Source organism: Streptomyces sp. NBC_01788, assembly GCF_035917575.1.
GTDB lineage: Bacteria > Actinomycetota > Actinomycetes > Streptomycetales > Streptomycetaceae > Streptomyces.
On the sequence record NZ_CP109090.1, the window covers coordinates 8086195 to 8103576 of the forward strand.

16 protein-coding genes and 4 pseudogenes are annotated in these 17382 nt (G+C 69.0%); 6 read left to right on the forward strand and 14 right to left on the reverse strand.

Annotated features, from left to right (window positions below):
- Nucleotides 1-66 precede the first annotated feature (66 nt).
- From OIE49_RS36060 to OIE49_RS36070, 3 genes and pseudogenes are all read left to right on the forward strand, one after another.
- Nucleotides 67-426: an Imm7 family immunity protein gene (locus tag OIE49_RS36060; RefSeq protein WP_326805980.1), complete on the forward strand. Its 360-nt coding sequence runs from the start codon at nt 67-69 to the stop codon at nt 424-426.
- Nucleotides 427-766: 340 nt separating this feature from the next.
- A pseudogene (locus tag OIE49_RS36065) lies at nt 767-1544 on the forward strand (AAA family ATPase).
- A gap of 539 nt (nt 1545-2083) precedes the next feature.
- A pseudogene (locus tag OIE49_RS36070) lies at nt 2084-2699 on the forward strand (transposase); the annotation flags it as partial.
- Between the two features lie 95 nt (nt 2700-2794).
- Here OIE49_RS36070 and OIE49_RS36075 read toward each other — a convergent pair.
- The 5 genes from OIE49_RS36075 to OIE49_RS37280 form a co-directional block, all read right to left on the reverse strand.
- A complete protein-coding gene (locus OIE49_RS36075; RefSeq protein ID WP_326805981.1) occupies nt 2795-3673 on the reverse strand; it encodes an ABC transporter substrate-binding protein in 879 nt (292 codons plus the stop codon).
- 104 nt (nt 3674-3777) lie between these two features.
- A complete protein-coding gene (locus OIE49_RS36080) occupies nt 3778-4503 on the reverse strand; it encodes an SDR family NAD(P)-dependent oxidoreductase (protein WP_326805982.1) in 726 nt (241 codons plus the stop codon).
- A gap of 26 nt (nt 4504-4529) precedes the next feature.
- A complete protein-coding gene (locus OIE49_RS36085) occupies nt 4530-4715 on the reverse strand; it encodes a hypothetical protein (protein WP_326805983.1) in 186 nt (61 codons plus the stop codon).
- Nucleotides 4716-4730: 15 nt separating this feature from the next.
- Nucleotides 4731-4991: a hypothetical protein gene (locus tag OIE49_RS36090; RefSeq protein WP_326805984.1), complete on the reverse strand. Its 261-nt coding sequence runs from the start codon at nt 4989-4991 to the stop codon at nt 4731-4733.
- Nucleotides 4900-5262: a TetR/AcrR family transcriptional regulator gene (locus tag OIE49_RS37280; protein ID WP_442812333.1), complete on the reverse strand. Its 363-nt coding sequence runs from the start codon at nt 5260-5262 to the stop codon at nt 4900-4902. The genes OIE49_RS36090 and OIE49_RS37280 overlap by 92 nt, the downstream gene beginning before the upstream one ends.
- 17 nt (nt 5263-5279) lie before the next feature.
- Here OIE49_RS37280 and OIE49_RS36095 point away from each other — a divergent pair, with 17 nt between their 5' ends.
- The 3 genes and pseudogenes from OIE49_RS36095 to OIE49_RS36105 all read left to right on the forward strand — a co-directional run.
- Entirely contained in the window at nt 5280-6203 is a 924-nt protein-coding gene (locus tag OIE49_RS36095; protein WP_326805985.1) for an NADP-dependent oxidoreductase, read from the forward strand.
- A gap of 616 nt (nt 6204-6819) precedes the next feature.
- Nucleotides 6820-8274: a dihydrolipoyl dehydrogenase family protein gene (locus OIE49_RS36100; RefSeq protein WP_326805986.1), complete on the forward strand. Its 1455-nt coding sequence runs from the start codon at nt 6820-6822 to the stop codon at nt 8272-8274.
- A 446-nt stretch (nt 8275-8720) separates the two neighbouring features.
- Nucleotides 8721-9192 (forward strand): annotated as a pseudogene (locus tag OIE49_RS36105) (transposase); the annotation flags it as partial.
- Between the two features lie 141 nt (nt 9193-9333).
- Here OIE49_RS36105 and OIE49_RS36110 read toward each other — a convergent pair.
- The 9 genes and pseudogenes from OIE49_RS36110 to OIE49_RS36150 all read right to left on the reverse strand — a co-directional run bounded on the left by OIE49_RS36110 (nt 9334) and on the right by OIE49_RS36150 (nt 17256).
- On the reverse strand, nt 9334-10377 hold the full coding sequence (locus tag OIE49_RS36110; protein ID WP_326800573.1) for a zinc-dependent alcohol dehydrogenase family protein: 1044 nt from the start codon (nt 10375-10377) through the stop codon (nt 9334-9336).
- Nucleotides 10378-10619: 242 nt separating this feature from the next.
- A complete protein-coding gene (locus OIE49_RS36115) occupies nt 10620-10814 on the reverse strand; it encodes a hypothetical protein (protein WP_326806450.1) in 195 nt (64 codons plus the stop codon).
- Entirely contained in the window at nt 10777-11295 is a 519-nt protein-coding gene (locus OIE49_RS36120) for a hypothetical protein (protein WP_326806430.1), read from the reverse strand. Before OIE49_RS36120 ends, OIE49_RS36115 begins: the two co-directional genes overlap by 38 nt.
- A 180-nt stretch (nt 11296-11475) precedes the next feature.
- Nucleotides 11476-11583: pseudogene (locus OIE49_RS36125) on the reverse strand (ATP/GTP-binding protein); the annotation flags it as partial.
- Between the two features lie 321 nt (nt 11584-11904).
- Nucleotides 11905-12114, reverse strand: coding sequence for a hypothetical protein (locus tag OIE49_RS36130; RefSeq protein WP_326805987.1), 210 nt, complete (start codon nt 12112-12114; stop codon nt 11905-11907).
- A 30-nt stretch (nt 12115-12144) separates the two neighbouring features.
- Nucleotides 12145-12810 (reverse strand): hypothetical protein, encoded by a 666-nt coding sequence (locus OIE49_RS36135; RefSeq protein WP_326805988.1) that lies wholly within the window; start codon nt 12808-12810, stop codon nt 12145-12147.
- 770 nt (nt 12811-13580) lie between these two features.
- Nucleotides 13581-15095: an outer membrane protein assembly factor BamB family protein gene (locus tag OIE49_RS36140; RefSeq protein ID WP_326805989.1), complete on the reverse strand. Its 1515-nt coding sequence runs from the start codon at nt 15093-15095 to the stop codon at nt 13581-13583.
- A gap of 248 nt (nt 15096-15343) precedes the next feature.
- Nucleotides 15344-15517 (reverse strand): hypothetical protein, encoded by a 174-nt coding sequence (locus OIE49_RS36145; RefSeq protein WP_326805990.1) that lies wholly within the window; start codon nt 15515-15517, stop codon nt 15344-15346.
- Between the two features lie 89 nt (nt 15518-15606).
- Nucleotides 15607-17256, reverse strand: a complete 1650-nt coding sequence (locus tag OIE49_RS36150; RefSeq protein WP_326805991.1) for an IS4 family transposase — start codon at nt 17254-17256, stop codon at nt 15607-15609.
- Nucleotides 17257-17382: the final 126 nt, after the last annotated feature.

Here is a 17382-nt window from a genome sequence, read left to right on the forward strand (position 1 = left end):
AGGCGTGTCCGGCGGATGGGACTGCGGCTGGAACGGTGAAGCGGGCCCTCTCACTACGATCGTGGGATGTTTGAGTACCACGGGTGGATCACGGTCAGGGAGACCGCGGCCGATGACGACGACGAGCCCCGGCTGCGGCAGATCGTCGATGAGCTTCGTCTTCGCATTGCCCAGATGGACAGCCCGTACTTGCTTGACCTCAGGTGGATGAATGGCGAGCCGTTCATCCACCTCGGCGGCTACTCCAATCACCGATCGTCGCCTGACGTGGTCGAACTGTTCGAGCATGTGGCCGCGGTAGCCCCTGGCTCCTACGGGCTCCTCCACGTTCGCGATGACGAGGAACCGGATCACGGGGACGATGTGCGCGTGCTAAAGCTCGTTCGAGGCATGGTTGCTGAACTCACTCCCGCTAGTGCTTGCTGACAACACCGGGTTTCTCGGGGAGATTGCCTATCTGCGAGGCCGTGTGTATGAGCAGCTCGGCCGGGCTGAGGAAGCTCTGAAGCAGTTCCAGACAGCGTTCCGGTACAACCCGACCCTGGGCGATGTGGCCCAGCGGGCGAAGGCGGTGGCCTCGCCTGCTACGCGTGTGCCCGCCCAGGGTGCTGGGGCTGTGCGGGAACGACGTGAGGACTCCTCCGGTGCCGCCTTGAGCGACGAGGAGCGTTCCGCATTACTGGACGAGGCGATGGCCGAACTGGACGGGATGGTCGGTCTGGCCCCGGTGAAACACCAGGTGCGGAGCCTGTCGGCACAACTGAGAATGGCGGCGGTGCGCAGGGTCCAGGGCCTGCCTGCGACACCGGCTCCACAGCACTTGGTATTTGCCGGGCCGCCCGGCACAGGCAAGACCACGGTCGCCCGCGTCGTGGGCAAGGTCTTCGCAGGGCTTGGCTTGCTGGCTCGAGGCCACGTCGTCGAGGCCCAGCGCGTTGACCTCGTGGGACAGCACCTCGGAGAGACGGCGATCAAGACGTCTAGGATCATCGACAAGAGCCCTGGACGGCGTTCTCTTCATCGACGAGGCGTACGCACTGTCCAACACCGGATACTCGGGCGGTGACGCCTTCGGCAAGGAAGCCCTACAGGTGCTCCTCAAGCGAGCTGAGGACGACAGGCGCCGCCTGGTTGTGGTTCTCGCCGGGTATCCGAACGAGATCGCTGATCTCCTGTCCACCAACCCGGGTCTCGCCTCCCGCTTCAATACTCGGGTGGATTTCCCCGCCTATTCGGCCGACGAGCTGGTGCTGATCGCGGAGTCGTTCCTGAGAGTCCAAGGCGATGCCCTCACCGACGAGGCAGCGGTTGCGCTGCGCACGTCATGTGACCTCGTCGTCACCAATGGCATGATCGACCGACTTGGTAATGGACGCTTCGCGCGCGAACTTGCACGGAAGGCTGCCGCAGTGCGGGACCTGCGGATCTACGACGAGCATGGCAGCTCTGGAGTCCCGTCGGAGTACGAGGTCACCACGCTGCACGCGGGTGATGTCATGGACGCGTACCAGGAACTCACTGGAAGCATTCCACCGAACCGCTGATCGAGTGATCGCGGCTGTCCCTACAGTCCGCAGGCACTCCGCACGACATTCGTAAGCGACTGTCCGAACCCAACGCCCACCAACGGAGAAACACCTGGTCAGGGGGCCGTGTGGGGCTCCGCCGCAGGTCAGGATCAGCCCGCAGGCATTCCGCTTCAATGTCTAGCCGGTGACTTACTTCACCCCCTCCGACACCCGGGACTCCGGCTACATCGAGACCGAGTACTTCGGGGTGTGCTTCCCCCACCGCTCCAGCTACGTCGACCTGATCTGCATCACACAGCGGTGGCTGTGCGACCTCTTGTGGGATCACATCGCTGAGGTGCTGCGCTCGCGCCGGGCAGGAATATCGCCAGGGCCTGACCCCGGGCGAGCTTGCATCGTTCATGAGCCTGTAACAGCTTGCTGACGCGGGCTCTGGGCTCTCGCGGATGGGCGTGTTCTGTCTTGCGGGTGTGGAGCGGTCCGAGTATCGATACGGGGGCGCACGGCCGCCTCCAGCTCCTGGCCAACCAGGGTCCGTCTTCAAAGATCATCGGATGGTGGATCATGGTCAGGTGATAGGTCGCCATGAACTCACAGATCAGGATTGGGAGTTACTCGCTCCGCTGATGCCTCGGGCTGCCGCGGGGCGGCCGCGCGCCGCAGACCGGCAGGTCGTCAACGGTATGGTCTACAAGATCCGGGCCGGTGTCTTTTGGCGTGACCTGCCAGAACGCTACGGACCGTGGAAAACGGTCTGCACCCGCTTTCGCCGCTACGCCCTCGACGGCGTGTTCACCCGGGCTCTGCAGCACATCCAGGCCCAAACGGATCCGCGTCCCGCGCACCGGCCCGGGCCGGCCTCGCTGCAGACCCGACCAGGTCATCGCAGACAAGGCCTACAGCTCGCGGGGCCTGCGCGCCTACCTCCGCAGACGCGATATCGCACACACCATCCCCGAGAAGAGGGACCAACAACGGCACCGGCACAACCGCGGCCGCCGCGGCGGCAGGCCGCCAGGATTCGACCGTGACATCTACCGACGACGGAACGTGGTTGAGCGCTGTTTCAACCGGCTCAAGGGCTTCCGCGGCATCGCCACCCGATACGAAAAGACCGCCACTTCCTACGAAGCAGCGGTCACTCTCGCGTCGTTCCTGCTCTGGGCAAGATCCGTTCGAAGACGGACCCTAGCGGCCGCGGGGGTCTCTGCGTGGGCGGACTTGAGACACTGCCGCGCTTTGGCAACGCCAGCGGCGCCGGGCTTCTAGGGTGTGGTGGCTGCGGTGCGGTAGACCTCAGCTGCCGTGACGGTGGCGGGGACACCGAGTTCGGCGGCGACCGCGGCGATCGCGCTGTCGCCGACGGCGAGGTCGGCTTGGCCGTCGATGGTGAAGTACGGTGCGATGAACCTCTCGCAGTGGGCTCGGACTTCATCCTCGGTCTGTCCGCCGAGGAACGTCCGCATGTGCCGCACGGTGGTGTCGGGGTCGTTGTGGATCACCTGCAGAGCGCGCCGGTGGGCTCGTACGACGGCCTGGGTCGCGGGGTCGTTCGGGGAGATGTAGGTGGGGTCGACGGCCACGCCCACCGTGGGGATCCGGAAGTGGTCGCCGACCCAGGCCAGCACCTGCCAGCCGTGCTCGGCGGCGACTGCCTCGGGCGCCATGGTGCTGCCGACGTAGGCGGCGTCGATCTTGCCCTCGCGCAGTCGGCGCAGGTCCATGCGGTAGTCGCCGGGGGAGCGGACGACAGTGTGGACGTCGCGGTCGGGGTCGAGGCCGGCCTGGTGCAGCACGATCCGGGCGAAGCACCCGGGTGGGGTGTGGGGGGCGTGTACCGCCAGTCGTTGGCCGGCCAGGTCCGTCAGGGAGGTCAGGCCGGGGCGGGCGAGGAACCAGAACAGCGGGTGGTGGGTGTTGACGTTGAGGGCGACCCACGGAATGCCGTCGGTCAGCCGGGACAGCAGTGCCCGGCCGAGCCCGATGGTGGCGCAGCGGCGCAGCCGTTCGATGTCCCAGGTGCAGCCGTCGCGCAGTGCGACGTGGACGCCCTCGTCGGCGTAGTAGTCCTCCTGGTCGGCGATGTAGGCGACCAGTTCCTCGTGCAGGCCTCGCCCGGCATAGGCGAGATCGATCGTATACATGGAGCTGTTCCTTGATCGTGTCATCGCCGCGCTGTCCTGTGCGGGCGCGGTACGGCGCGGCGTATGGTGCTGAGGTGACGGTGCGGCGGATACCGGTCGGGCTGTCAGTCCATCGACATTCCGCCGTTGACCGCGGCCGTGGTGCCGGTCATGAAGGTGTTGTCCTCGCCGGCGTAGAAGGCGACCGCTTGGGCGACATCGGCCGGGCGTGCCAGGCGGCCCACGGGGGTGAGGGCCACCTGCCGCTGCTTGATCTCCTCGTCGAGCGCGGACCCCATGCGGGTGTCCTCCACCGGGCCGGCTGCGACGATGTTGACCGTGATGCCCTGCGGGCCCAGTTCCTGGGCGAGGTAGCGGGCGAACTGCTCCAGGGCGGCCTTGGCCGCGCCCAGCGCGATCATGCCCGCCCGAGGCCGGCGGCTGAGGCCGGTACTGATGTAGATGATGCGTCCCCAGCCCTGTTCGCTCATGGCGGGCAGGACGGCCTTGGTGACCGCGAACGCCGCATACATCTCGGCGTCGATCTTGCCACCCAGTTCTTCCCACGTCATGTCCTGGAACGACTTGACCGCATACGGGATCAGCGCGTTGTGCACGAGCACGTCGATGCCGCCCCACGCCGCCTGGACCTGCTCGACCATGCTCTCGACGGCCGCTGCCTCGCGGACGTCGGCCTGCACGGCCATGGCCTGCCCGCCTGCGGCCTCGATGCCGGCCACGACCTCGTCGGCCGCCTTGGTGTTGCGGAGATAGTTGACCACCACGCGCATCCCTCGCACGGCAAGGAGACCCGCGGTGGCCGCACCGATTCCGCCGCTGGCACCTGTCACCAATGCCACCCTGCCGGTTGCCCCAGTCATGGGTCCACCTCCTGATCATCATCGCGGGCCGTCGGAATGACCGCCCGGAGTTGTCCGTCGTCGGTGCCGAAATGTGCTGGGCGGATCGCCCCGTAGAGCGCGGTGTCGACGGGCGCCCGCAGCAGATCGGCCGCGGTCCAGTCCAGTTCGCGCGGCAAATGCGAGTTGAGCAGCCGCTCCAACGCGCCGCGAGTGATCTAACTCAGCAGCTCAGGCGGCGCCGCCAGCAGTCCCCGACGGTGCCCGTCCCGGAACAGCTCGTCGAGCCGCCGGTAGACCACCGCGTCCACACGCTGCTCCACGTACTGGCGCAGCATCGCATCGCCCCGCCCCGTCGCAAGCTGAGCCGCGCCGATCCGCCCGAGCTCACTGCCTGCCGCGATCAGGAACCGCTGTACCCGCACACCGAACAGCTGCCCTTCCGTGTCCTCGGCCGCCGCCGCCAGCGTGCGCTCCACCTGCCGCGAACTGGCGGTCCAGTACCGCGGTCACCAGGCTGCGCTTATCCGGGAAATGGCGGTAGATCGTCTGCTTAATCATCCCGAGCTCACGAGCGAGATCGTCCATGCTCACCCGTGCGAGACCCGGCCCGAAGAACAACCGACCGGGCGCCTCCACGATCACGTCAGCACGCTGCTCGCCACCCTCGGAAACTTGGCAGGCGGGCTGCGGGAGTCCGTGGCAGCCTGTTTCCGACTGCTCGAAGGGGGGCGAAGCCTGAATCACCACTGGAGAGAGGACCTGGCATGCAGGCCGTCGTCGTTCGAGACCGCGCCGCCGGTGTCGAGGGAATGTCGCTGACGGAGGTGCCCTACCCCAACCTCGCCGAGAACGACGTCATCGTGCGCGTGCATGCTGCTGGGTTCACCCCGGGGGAACTCGCCTGGTCGGGAACATGGACGGATCGCGCCGGGCGCGACCGGACGCCGAGCGTGCCTGGACACGAGCCGTCGGGCATCGTTGCCGAACTCGGGTACGGCACCACCGGTCTCTCGGTGGGCCAGCGGGTGTTCGGGCTGGCCGACTGGACCCGGGACGGCTCGCTGGCCGAGTACACCGCGGTGGAGGCTCGCAATCTGGCCCCGCTTCCGGCGGACGTCGACCACACGGCGGCCGCCGCACTGCCGATCTCGGGGCTGACCGCCTGGCAGGCCCTGTTCGACCACGGTCGGCTTACCGCGGGGCAGACCGTCCTGGTCCACGGGGTCGCGGGCGGCGTGGGGTCGATCGCGGTGCAACTCGCGCGTGAGGCGGGGGCGCGGGTGATCGGCACGGGCCGGGCCGGCGACCGGGACACCGCTGTCGGGCTGGGCGTGGATGCCTTCGTGGATCTGCAGGCCGATCGGCTGGAGGGCGTCGGGGAGGTCGATCTGGTCCTCGACGTGATCGGCGGCGAGGTCCAGGAGCGCTCGGCCCCACTGGTGCGGGCCGGGGGCACGCTGGTCACCATCGCCTCGCCGCCCGAGGTCCGTCCGCGGGACGGCCGGGCCGTCTTCTTCGTCGTCGAGCCCGACCGTGCCCGGCTCGCGGACCTGGTCCAGCGGCTCAGGGACGGACGGCTCAAGCCGATCGTCGGCGACGTCAGGGCGCTGGCCGAGGCACCCGCCGCGTTCGCCCCCGGCCGCCACGCCCGCGGCAAGACCATCATCCGGGTCATGGACGGCGGATAACCGCCGGCAGGGCGCGCGGACGCCTGGCCCCCGGTCCGCCTTCACGGCCCAAAGCCCGGGCCGCACTTGCGCTGCTATGCCCGGTTCGTCATTTCCCTGCCATAGTCGCAGCTTTGGAAGATGGCGGGGATGGTTCTCACCGGCTCCTGTCGGGGTGTGGCGGGCGGCCGGCCTGCACGAGCAGGGCACGTACGGTGTCGGGGCACCCTCCGCATCAGTGGTGGCTCGGGTGCGCCACGGTTCCGCCCGAGGTCCGTGCCGGGTTCGGTGCAGTGGCGCAGGATGGTCTCCTTGCCGACGCCGTTGCACTGACATACCACGGCGGTCTCGGGTGCGACTTCGGCCGTCGGGCGGTCGGCGAGGTCGAGGAAGAGCAGGGTGCGGCGATCGGAGGGGACGGGTTCTTGGCGGTCGAAGAGCCGGATGACCCGGCCTGCGGCGCGGTTGTCGCCGAGCAGGATGGCGCCTGCCGGCCGATCCTCTGCGTGAGCCGTCAGGGGGACGGATGGCCGCTGTTGGTGATTCCTACGGCCAAGGCAGGACGGCTGTGTGCGCACCGCACGGTTACATGAGCTGGGACGTGGCCCCGTCCGCCCCTACCAAACGCGAGGGAGCAATGAGCGAAGCACGCGAGAACCAGGAACGCGGCACCTACGACGTGGTCGTGCTGGGCGCGGGCCCGGTGGGCGCGAACGTCGCCGACCGCGCCCGCGCCGCCGGCCTCACCGTGGCCGTCGTGGAACGTGAACTGGTCGGCGGCGAATGCGCCTACTGGGCCTGCGTCCCCAGCAAAGCACTGCTGCGGCCGGTCATCGCCCTCGCCGACGCCCACCGGGTGGACGGCGCCCGGCAGGCCGTCACCGATCGACCCGACACCGGCCGGGTCTTCACCCGCCGCAACCACTACGTCAATGACTGGGACGACACCGGACAGGCCGAGTGGGTGAAGTCCATCGGCGCCGACCTGTACCGCGGCCACGGCCGCCTCGACGGCCCCCGCCGCGCCACGGTCACCAGGGACGACGGAGCGCGCCTGACCCTCACCGCCCGACACGCGGTGGCCATCGCCACCGGCAGCCGACCGGCCCTGCCCGACATCCCCGGCATCGCCGAGTCCCGGCCTTGGACGAACCGGCACGGCACCGACTCCAGCACCGTGCCCGCCCGGCTCACCATCGTCGGAGGCGGGGGAGTCGGCGTAGAGATGGCCACCCTCTGGCAGGGCCTGGGCTCCCAGGTCACCCTGCTCGCCCGCCACCGCCTGATCCCCCGCATGGAACCCTTCGCGGGCGAGCTCATCGCGCGCAGCCTCACCGAGGCGGGTGCGGACGTGCGGATCGGCACCCAGGTCACCGCCGTGCACCGCCCAGACCCCACCGGGCCCGTCACCCTCACCCTTGACGACGGCAGCGAACTGCAGGCCGACGAGGTCATGTTCGCCACCGGCCGGACCCCCGCCACCGAGGACATCGGCCTGGACACGGTCGGCCTCACCCCCGGTGCATGGCTGAAGGTGGACACCACCGGCCTGGTCCGTGACGTCGACGGCACATGGCTGTACGCCCTCGGCGACGTCAACCACCAGGCCCTGCTCACCCACCAGGGCAAGTACCAGGCGCGGACCGCCGGCGACGCCATCGGCGCCCGCGCCGCAGGCCGCCCCCTCGACGACGGCCCGTGGGGAGACCACGCCACCACCGCCGACCAGCACGCCGTGCCCCAGGTCTTCTTCACCGACCCCGAGGCGGCCTCCGTTGGCCTGACCGCCGAACAGGCGGCCCAGGCCGGCCACCGCATCCACACCGTCGACCTCGACTTCAACGCCGCCCTGGGCGCCAACCTCTACGCCGACAACTACCCAGGCCACGCGCGGATGGTGGTCGACCTCGACCGGGAAGTCCTGCTCGGGGTGACCTTCGTCGGCCCCGGAGTCAGCGAACTGCTGCACTCGGCGACCGTCGCGGTCGCTGGCGAGGTCCCGCTCAAGCGACTCAGGCACGCCATCGCCTGCTTCCCGACCGTCAGCGAGATCTGGCTCTTCCTCCTCGCCGCCTACCGCAACCGCACCTGAGCACTCTCTGTGCGACTCCTACTCGACCGCCGCGTTCGCCTGTGAAACACGCGGTCGTCCGACGGTCCACCTGCGGCGATCACGTTTTCAACGACTGGGCATCTGAGAGGGCGTTAAGACGTCGCTTCTTATGGACGGCTGTCAACGTCACCGGAGGAAGCGAGCGGTGGAATGGAGTGGCCCGTTTGAGGGCTGGCTCAGTACGGTCGCCTGGTGTGCCCCTATGCCACCACTCGCCACAAGCTGCACTACGCGTGCGTGTCGTGTCAGCTTCAAGCGGCATGCTGAGCCGGGGCGGGAGCATGGCTGCCCGAACTGCGGCAGGCCACTGATGTGTGCTTGTCACGACTTTGCTCCGCCGCCGAGGCGGGACGTTCGCAGGTGGTCTGTGGTGGCTGCGGTCCTGGGTGAAGGTCTGCGCTACGAGGGGCGACCGGTCTGCGGGTGCAGCAGACCCGATCGTGGGCAGGAAGCGCAGCATCGTCACCGACACTCTCGGTCTCCTGCTGGCGGTGCTGGTTACCGCGGCGAGCGTCCAGGCCTCCGTGGCTGGCACCTGCCTGCTCGACCAGGTGGCCGCAGCCCACCCCACCATCCGCAAGGTCTGGGTCGACGGCGGCTACCGCCAAACACTTCGTCGAACACGCCGCCACCCTCGGTATCGACCTGGAAATTGTCCAACGCGCCCCCGGGACCAGGGGGTTCATGCCGATCCCGAAACGCTGGACGGTCGAGCGGACCTACGGCTGGCTAATGCTCCACCGCCGCTTGGCCCGCGACTATGAAAGCCTCCCCGCACGCTCCGAAGCCATGATCCACCTCGCGATGACCGACCTCATGGCCCGCCGGCTCACCGGCGAGAACACCATCTCGTGGCGCGATCCTACAAAGCCACACCAACCGCAGATTCCAGGATGAAACAACGGGAGAAAACGACCTCTGAGCACGTCCGAACCCCTCGCTTTATGACGGTTGCGAGGGGTGTGACCTGCTCGTCGACGTTGCGGGCGGCGGCGATGTACTGCCCGCCGCCGGCAGGCGGCGCGCAGCGACCCGCGGCTAGAAGGTGATCTTGACCTTGAGCGCCTCGCGCGCATCCATCGCCTTGTAACCCTCCGGCACTCCCGCCAGCTCGACCGTCCTGTCGAACACCGGCGACGGGTCGATGACCCCGCCCAGCACGTCCGCCAACAGTGCGGGAATGTAGTGGCGCGCCGGCGCCACCCCGCCCCGCACCGCGACATTGCGGTTGAACATCTGCTGGATGTCCACGCCCGCGCTGCCGCCGTGAGGCACGCCGACGTAGCCGACGGAGCCGCCGTCGCGGGTGATGGAGATCGCGGTTCGCATCGACTCCTCGGTGCCGACCGCCTCCAGGACCGCGTGCGCGCCCGAGCCGCCGGTCAGCTCCTTGACCGCCGCCACGGCTTCCGCACCGCGGGCCGGGACGACGTCGGTCGCGCCGAAGGTGCGCGCGATCGCGGTCCGCGACTCGTGCCGCCCCAGCGCGATGATCCGCTCCGCGCCGAGCCGGCGCGCGGCCAGTACGCCGCACAGGCCGACCGCGCCGTCGCCGACTACGGCGACCGTCGCGCCCGGACGGACGCCCGCGGACATGGCCGCATGGTGCCCGGTGGACATGACGTCGGACAGCGCCAGCACGGCCGTCAGCAGCCGCTCGTCCGAGCGGACCTCCGCGGGCAGCTTGACCAGCGTGCCGTCGGCGAACGGAACCCGGACCGCCTCGCCCTGCCCGCCGTCCGAACCCGGCTCACCCCAGAACCCGCCGTGCGGGCAGGAGGTGTGCAGGCCCTCGGCGCAGAACTCGCACACGCCGTCCGACCACACGAACGGCGCAACCACCAGGTCGCCTGGCCGGAAGCCGCGCACCTCGGAGCCGACTTCCTCGACCACGCCCAGGAACTCGTGCCCGATCCGCTGCCCCTTCTCCCGGGCGGCCACGCCGCGGTAGGCCCACAGGTCGCTGCCGCACACGCAGGCGAGTACGGTCCGCACCACCGCGTCGGCGGGACGCCGCAGCGCGGCGTCGGGGACCTCCTCGACTCGGACGTCGTTCGGGCCGTGAATGACGGTGGCGCGCATGCGTTCTCTGCTTTCGGTTCTCGCGAAGGGGCCGCCTCGTGAGCAGCCTCCGGATCAGGCGGCGGCCTGGGATCAGGGACGGCCTCGAAGGTGAAGGCCGACCACATTAAGACGCCCGCCGGGGCCACGATATTCCGCGCCTCACCGGGCCGGTCCCGCCTGCGCAGGGTGCGTCACGCGCCTCGCGCCCTCACCGGACAGCTCACTTCGAACCCACTCGCGCCCGAGGCCGCAAGCTGAGTTCAGTCAGTGGAGTAGGTATTGATCCACGAGAGGCCGCCGAGGTCGAGTTGGTGGCGGGCGCGGGTGACGGCGACGTAGGCGAGGCGGGCGTCGGTGTCGTTGACGGGTTCCGGGATGGGGCGTCCTTGCTCATCGTGCTGGTACGGCCCGCGGTGCTTACGCGTCCGCTGTGACCTTCTCGCCGGTCTGCGCATGGGCGGACTTATCACCTTCGGCAGCAACAGGAGCTTTCTCACCGGCCGCCGCATCGGCTGAGTACATGACCGAACCCTGCTGGGTGCTGCGGCGGGCGAGACCCTTCTTGCCCAAGGTCTCCAGGGTGTTGCGGACGGTCTGCATGCTGGTGCGCCGCTCGGGGTGGTCCTCCTGGAGCCGGGCGTGCACCTCGCCGGTCAGGTGCGGCTCGCCGGGCGTCTTGCCGAGGATGTTCAGCAGGAGTTCGCCCAGAGTCGGTCCGGCCTTCTCCTTCTTGCTCGCATCCGCCGGTGCGCCAGCCGCGGGCTTGGCGGCCGGCGCCTTCTTTGCCGCAGGCTTCTTCGCGGCCGTCTTCTTCGCTGGCCTTGGATGCGGCAGGCTTCCTCGCCGCCCGCTTTGCCGGTGCGCTCTTCTCGCCCTCGCCCACGCCGTCCTGGCGCGGCGCCGGGACCGCAGCAGGCGTCTTGGCCGGAGCAGCATCAACCCCGTCCGCGACCGCGACAGCAGGCTGCGCCTTGCGGCGACGCCGGGCGGGAGCCGGTGCCTGCTCGACCGCGGCCGCCTCATCCACCGCCACCACTTCCGAGGGCACCGCCTCGTCCGCCGGGGCTGCCTCGGGCGCCGACATCGCTGGCGCTGTCTCGGGGGCGGACGGCAACTGGGGCGGCGGGTGCCGTGGCGGGCGGGGAGGGGGCCGCAGGTGATGAGGCTGGCGCGGCCGGCGAGTTGGGCGCCGCGGACTCCGGTGAACAGGGGTGTGGCGGCGACAAGCGGCCTTCGCGTTCCAGTCCGTCTACGCCCACACACTCCATCTCGGTGGCCCCGCCGGCCTGGCCACACTGAAATGGATTCCAGGGGCCGCCAGCCCATGACCTTACGGCCGCCTCCTTCCCTTCACCCCTCCCGGGCCCCGAACTCTGGGCGAGGGCGAGGGCGAGGGCGAGGGCGAGGGCGAGGGCGAGGGCGAGGACGAGGGCGAGGGCGAGGACGAGGACGAGGACGGGGTCGGCGCAAGCCGTTCATGCCAACCCGGCAACAGCAGTGCAGGGTGGGGCCCGGCAGCCGGGTCCGGAAGCAGGAAGGCTCCGGTCAGAGGTTGCTGTCGGTGAGGCGTCCGCGGCGTACCACTTTCTCGGCCGTTTGGCCGTGCCGCCGTGCCAGGGCCTGGAAGGCTTCCCGCTCGCGTTGCCAGGCCAGGGCCCGCTCGGCTGCGGTCCGGTGGATGTACTCATCCGGGGACAGTCCCAGGACGGACGCGTGGGCGGCGATGGCGTCCCGCTCGCCGAGGGTGAGATCCACAACGGCCTCCTGGGGCTCTCGGTGCAGATGTCAGAGTTCGGCGCAGAGCTCACTGATGATCTGCTGGCCGCGCGGGTCGCCCATATCGGTCAGGGCCTGGGCGGCATCCTTGCACCAGTCGAGCCAGTCCGGGTCGCCCCGGTAGTCTCCGATCAGCTGGTGCAGCGCGCGAACTGCCGCCTCGGGGTCCAGGGTTGTGAGCCGGTTCGCCGCGTCGAGACGGTCGTCGAAAAGGATGTCCGCTTCGGCAAGGTAGGTGAAGGCGGAGCAGGCGCGTTCGTCCTCGGCAACCAGGAGCACGTCAGCGGCGCGTACCCGGACGGAGTCGTACAGGTAGGAGTCGTGGACGAGCCGGTGGCAGGCGTCTTTTCCCCGCTGCGGGTGGAGCTCCAGCAAGGACCTGGCAGCGAGGAGACGGTCGCTGAAATCCGGGCTGTGCGGGTCTTCGTTGAATTCCTCGTCCAAAAGCCGGTCGTCCGCCAGCGTCTCGAGCGCGGTGGTGCCCTCGTGGAGGTTCAGTTCCGCCAGCACGATCGCCGCCCAGACACGTGAGGTGGCGTCGTTGGCGGGATCCGTGCTCGCTGTTGCCATGGCCTGCACGGCCGCCTGGACCAACGGTTTCCACTGGTCGGCGAGCAGGGTGCCCAGGGACAGCTGGGTGGCGATCAACAGGCATCCGCGGATGTTGTCGGGCACCGCCCGGAGGCATCGACCCCGGGACCGCCTCGCCCACCGATCCCGCCACTGCGCTCTGGGACCTGGCCCGATTGTCGCGACGCGCCTCGGCGATGCGGCCCTGTCCGGCCGGTCGCTTCGGCCAGAGAGGCGAAGCAGCACTGTGGGCGTCCACGTTGGTGAGGTCCAGGTCCTTAACTGACTATGAGGCTGCGGTCGGTCAGCGGCGGGACTGCCGCAGCAGGCGGGCCCCGGCCCCGGGCCTGTCCGGCCTCGCCGCCCCGGCCACTGGCCCGACCAGGCGGCACGCCCGCCACTGGCCAACCCTGACCATGGCGGCGCCGGCGTCGACCGCAGACCTGTCCACGCCTGGTCAGGCGGGTGGGGCTGGGCGATGCGCTGGCCTGCTGTGGTCGGGCTTTGGCACTCATCTCAGCCCGACTTCCGTTGAGCTGTAGATCGGGAAGGCGTGGGCCGGGTTGGTGATGACGAAGATCCGGTGGATGTCGGGATTGGTGATCATCAGCCTGAGGGCATCGATGCGCGTACCCGATTCGCTTGCGGAGACCGACGAGGAGTCCGAGGCCGGTCGAGTTCATGAACGTCACCCTGGTCAGGTCGGTGATCAGACGGCGCTGACCTGTCAAAATCCTGTCGCCACGCAACGGGAGTGGCTGGAACTGAACCACTCTTCGTTGCCCCGGTGTTCCGTCCCGCGCCGAACTGGTGTGACCCCGCATGCCGCAGCCCGCCAGGCGCTCACGGCGTCTGGCGCCGATGGTCCGGGGGCGTCACTTGTTCGGTGCGGGGGAGAACGCGTAGAGCTTGTTGTTGTTGCCGGGGTAGCCGAGGCCGATGGCCGCGGTCTGGTAGCCGGAGCCCCAGTAGGCCGTGCCGTTGACGATGGCGGCACCGCCGGTGACCGCGCCGCCGCTGGCGAAGCGCCACTTGATCTTTCCGGTGGCGGCGTCGAGGGCGTACATGTTGGCGCCCTTGCCGGCCATCGAGCCCGCGTACACCACGCCGTTGGCCACGCTCATCGCGGCGTTGTCATAGGCGAGCTGCGGATCGGCGGTCTGCCAGAGGATCTTGCCGGTGGCCGCGTCCAGCGCTGCCCAGAACCCACCCGTGGTCGTCGACTTCTTGCCCGACGATGACACGATCGGGTACTTGACGTGGTTGAGGTTGCCGATGGAGACGAAGATGCGCCGACCGTCTGTGGCCGTGCCCCACATGATACCGCCGAGCAGACTGCCCGGGCCCGCCTCGGTGCTCCACACGACCTTGCCCGTCGCCGGGTCGAGCGCCCAGTACATGCCGCTCTTCTGGCCCGCGCCCAGCAGTTGGACGCGCTTGCCGTTCCGGACGGTGGTGAAGAGGTTGGGGCCGGCGCCGAAGTCGTAATCGGGGCCGTAGTGCCTGAAATTGGTCGAGGTGTCGCTCGCCAGGGTGCGTCGGACCCAGACGACCTTGCCGGTGCGCAGGCTGAGCGCCACGATCGCGTCGATGTGGTCGTCGGCCGCCACGGGCTTGCAGTTGGTCGCGATCGGGGACTTGCAGACTCCGGCGGGGACGCTTTCGTTGTTCCCCGTGGTGACGTACAGCAGGCCACGGGCCTTGTCCACGACCGGGGTGCTGCCCCAGATCGCGCCGCCGGTGTACCCCTTCGGCACCATGTACCGCTTCCACAACACCTTGCCGGTGTGGGCATCGAGCGCCAGGGCACTGCCGCGGAAGGTGGTGGGCTTGTTGATCGCCTCGGCTTTGGAGGAGACGCCGACGTACACGACGCCGTCGGCGACGACGGGCGACTGGGTGATGATGGCGGTCGGATCGGAGTCCACCTTGGTGCGCCACAACGGCTTGCCGGTGCGGGCGTCGAGGCTCATCACCTGGGCACCCGTCAGGAGCTTGTTGGTCTGCACTCCCGCGCCCAGGATGAGCCGACCCTGCCAGTAGGCCGGGCTGTTGCGCGAGATGTCGCCCTTGATGCCGCTGTAGCGGCTTATCGGGTTCTTCCAGACCACCTTGCCTGTGGCCGAGTTGACGGCCCACAGGTTGCCGCCGTAGTCGGGTACGTAGACAGTGCCCCGGACCACGGTAGGAGTCGCGGTGACGTTCCCTCCGGTGGTGAGGACCCAGCGGGGCTTGAGGGTGGACACTGTGGACGGACTGATGATGTTTTCGTGCGGGTTGTAGCGGGTGTCATGCAGGTTCTGGCCCGCGAACGGCCAGTCGGCGGCGGACGGTTCTTCGTAGACCGGCGTGCTTGCCGCGGTGCCGTGGGCGTATCCAGGTGCGGTCACTGCGACCAGTGCGACAACCGACGCCGCGGCCATCAGGCCCTGGGCCTGACCACGTCTGCCTGACGCAGTCGATATGCGTTTCATAAATGTCCTTGCCTTCCCGTTGGGTCGGACAACGAGTTCCGCGCCGTCCGGCAGGATCTCCATGCCTGCGGCCGCACCGGCGTGTGGATGGCGGGGAGGGTGTCGAGGATCGGGTTGGTGTGGTGGGAGACGGATGCAGATCCGGGAGTGGGCCAGGAGGGTGGTCAGGGTGCCGTCCGGGGCCGGAAACCGGAAGGTGGCCCTTGGTGGATGATGCGTGGCAGCCACTGCGGCTGCACCTCGGGCAGCGGGCAGTTGGCCATGATCGCGGCGACCTTCTGTGGCAGGCACCGCTGGTAGTACCGGCAATTGGCGGCGGGCCGGTAGGTATCTGTCATGTGCTCGTCCCAGCTGCCGCCGTTGGAGTGAAGGAAGACCATCAGGGTGCCCAGGCAGCCGCACCGGGCCTTGACCCAAGGCCGGGAAGTTAGCCTGTTTGCGCTGGTGGCAAGGGCGTTGAGGTCCAGGCCGTGGCTGCGTAGAGGCCGGGCCCGAGTTTGTGGATAATCCCGGTTTCGGCCCATCGGGACAGCTGCCGATACATGGTGTGCAGGGTGATGTCGCCGAAGTGGGCGGCGATCTCCGCGGGTCTCCATAGGCGGGTCGGGTCGTCCTGCAGCAGCGCGAGGATGCGGTGCCGTCGGCGTTGGGTCGGGACGGTGTGGCGGTCGTCGCGGGAGACCGTGGGCAAAGGCTGCTGTTCGGGGTCGGGTTCGAGGACGGTGACGGTGAGCTCGGTGATGGTGCGGCTGCGGTCGGGGCGGCCGTCGTCACGTCGCTCGCTGTAGCGGGAGATGGGTGACTTGACCTTGCGGATGCTCGCTCGGTGACGGCGGGGCGCAAGGAGTCGGGCCAGCACTCGCTGGCCGATCAACCCGAGGGAGCCGGGCTCGTCCGGGACGATCCCTGTGGCCTGGACGACCTGGTCGCGGGTGGTCTGGAGAGCCACGGTGAAACTGCAGCGGTCGGGGTCGGTGCCGGGGAGGGACTCGGCGGCCTCGACCATCACGGCCCGTAGGGCCTGGTAGAGCGTGAGCAGGGCCCACACCTCCTGTTCGAGACCGGCCCGATCGCCCGACCGAAAGTTCCGGCCGGCCAGGATCGTGTGGCGGAGCGCGTAGTACGCACTCTCGTGTTCCCAGCGCTCGTGATAGAGGCTGACGAGCGCCGCTGCGGGGTGCCGGCGCGCGTCTGTCAAGGTGGTGGCCAACCGGTAGGAGCCGGTGAACACGGTGCCGTCGGCGCAGGTCACCGTGATCTCGGCGTCGATGATCCGGACCTTGACGGTGCCAATCACCGACAGGTAGGAGCCGTCGTCCAGGCGGGCCAGGACCGGGGTGCGCCGGTTGCTGCGGAGTCGGCCCAGGACCTTCGCGCCGGTCGCGCTCACCTGGGCGAGGAAGGCGTTGGCGTCGAAGCCCTTGTCCCACAGCACCAGCATGTCCGGCCCCAGCAGGTGCAGCAGCCGACGGGCATAGGCGGTCTCACCCTCGTCGGTGGGACCGAAGACCGCGCCGATCAGGGACCTGGTCCCGGTCTCGACCAGCGTCATCAGCTCCAGCGTGGGATAGCCGTGATGGGCCGTTCGCCCGAGCCAGGCCCGGTTGCGGGGCGAATCGGGTACCCGTAGCGAGCTGCAGCCGTCGAAGGACACCGTCCGGTAAGCGCCGAAGCGCACCCCCGGTGTCGTCGGGCGAGCCAGCGGACCTGCAAGCACCTCGAACAGTGACCGCACCGGCGCGGCCCCAAGCCGACGCCGCAGATCCCGCAGGGCCTTCGCGCTCGGCTGGGCCACCGGCATCCCGGCCAGGCCGCCGGTGAGCTTGTCCCAGACCAGCCGGTAGCCAACCTCGGGGAACAGGCACATCGCGAGCAGGAAGTACATCCCGACCCGCGACGGAAGATCACGCAGCCGCCGCTGCACCGTCCGCGTCTGTGCCAGAACCGCGTCCACCAGCTCGAACGAAACCACAGCGGTCAGTTCTCCCAAGTGGCCTGGTGCGAACCGTCCCGCGGCCACGGTCACCGTACGGGTGATGGCCGTCAGCGCGGACTGCAGGGCAAAATGAACTCGCAACGGAGCTCCTCACGTACAAGCTGTCTTGGTCGACTGCCTGTATCAACGAGCTCCGTTGTGCTTTCGCCTCGAACCTTCAACGGCCTTGCGTGACCTGCGAAAACGCTAACTTCCCGGCCTTGGGCC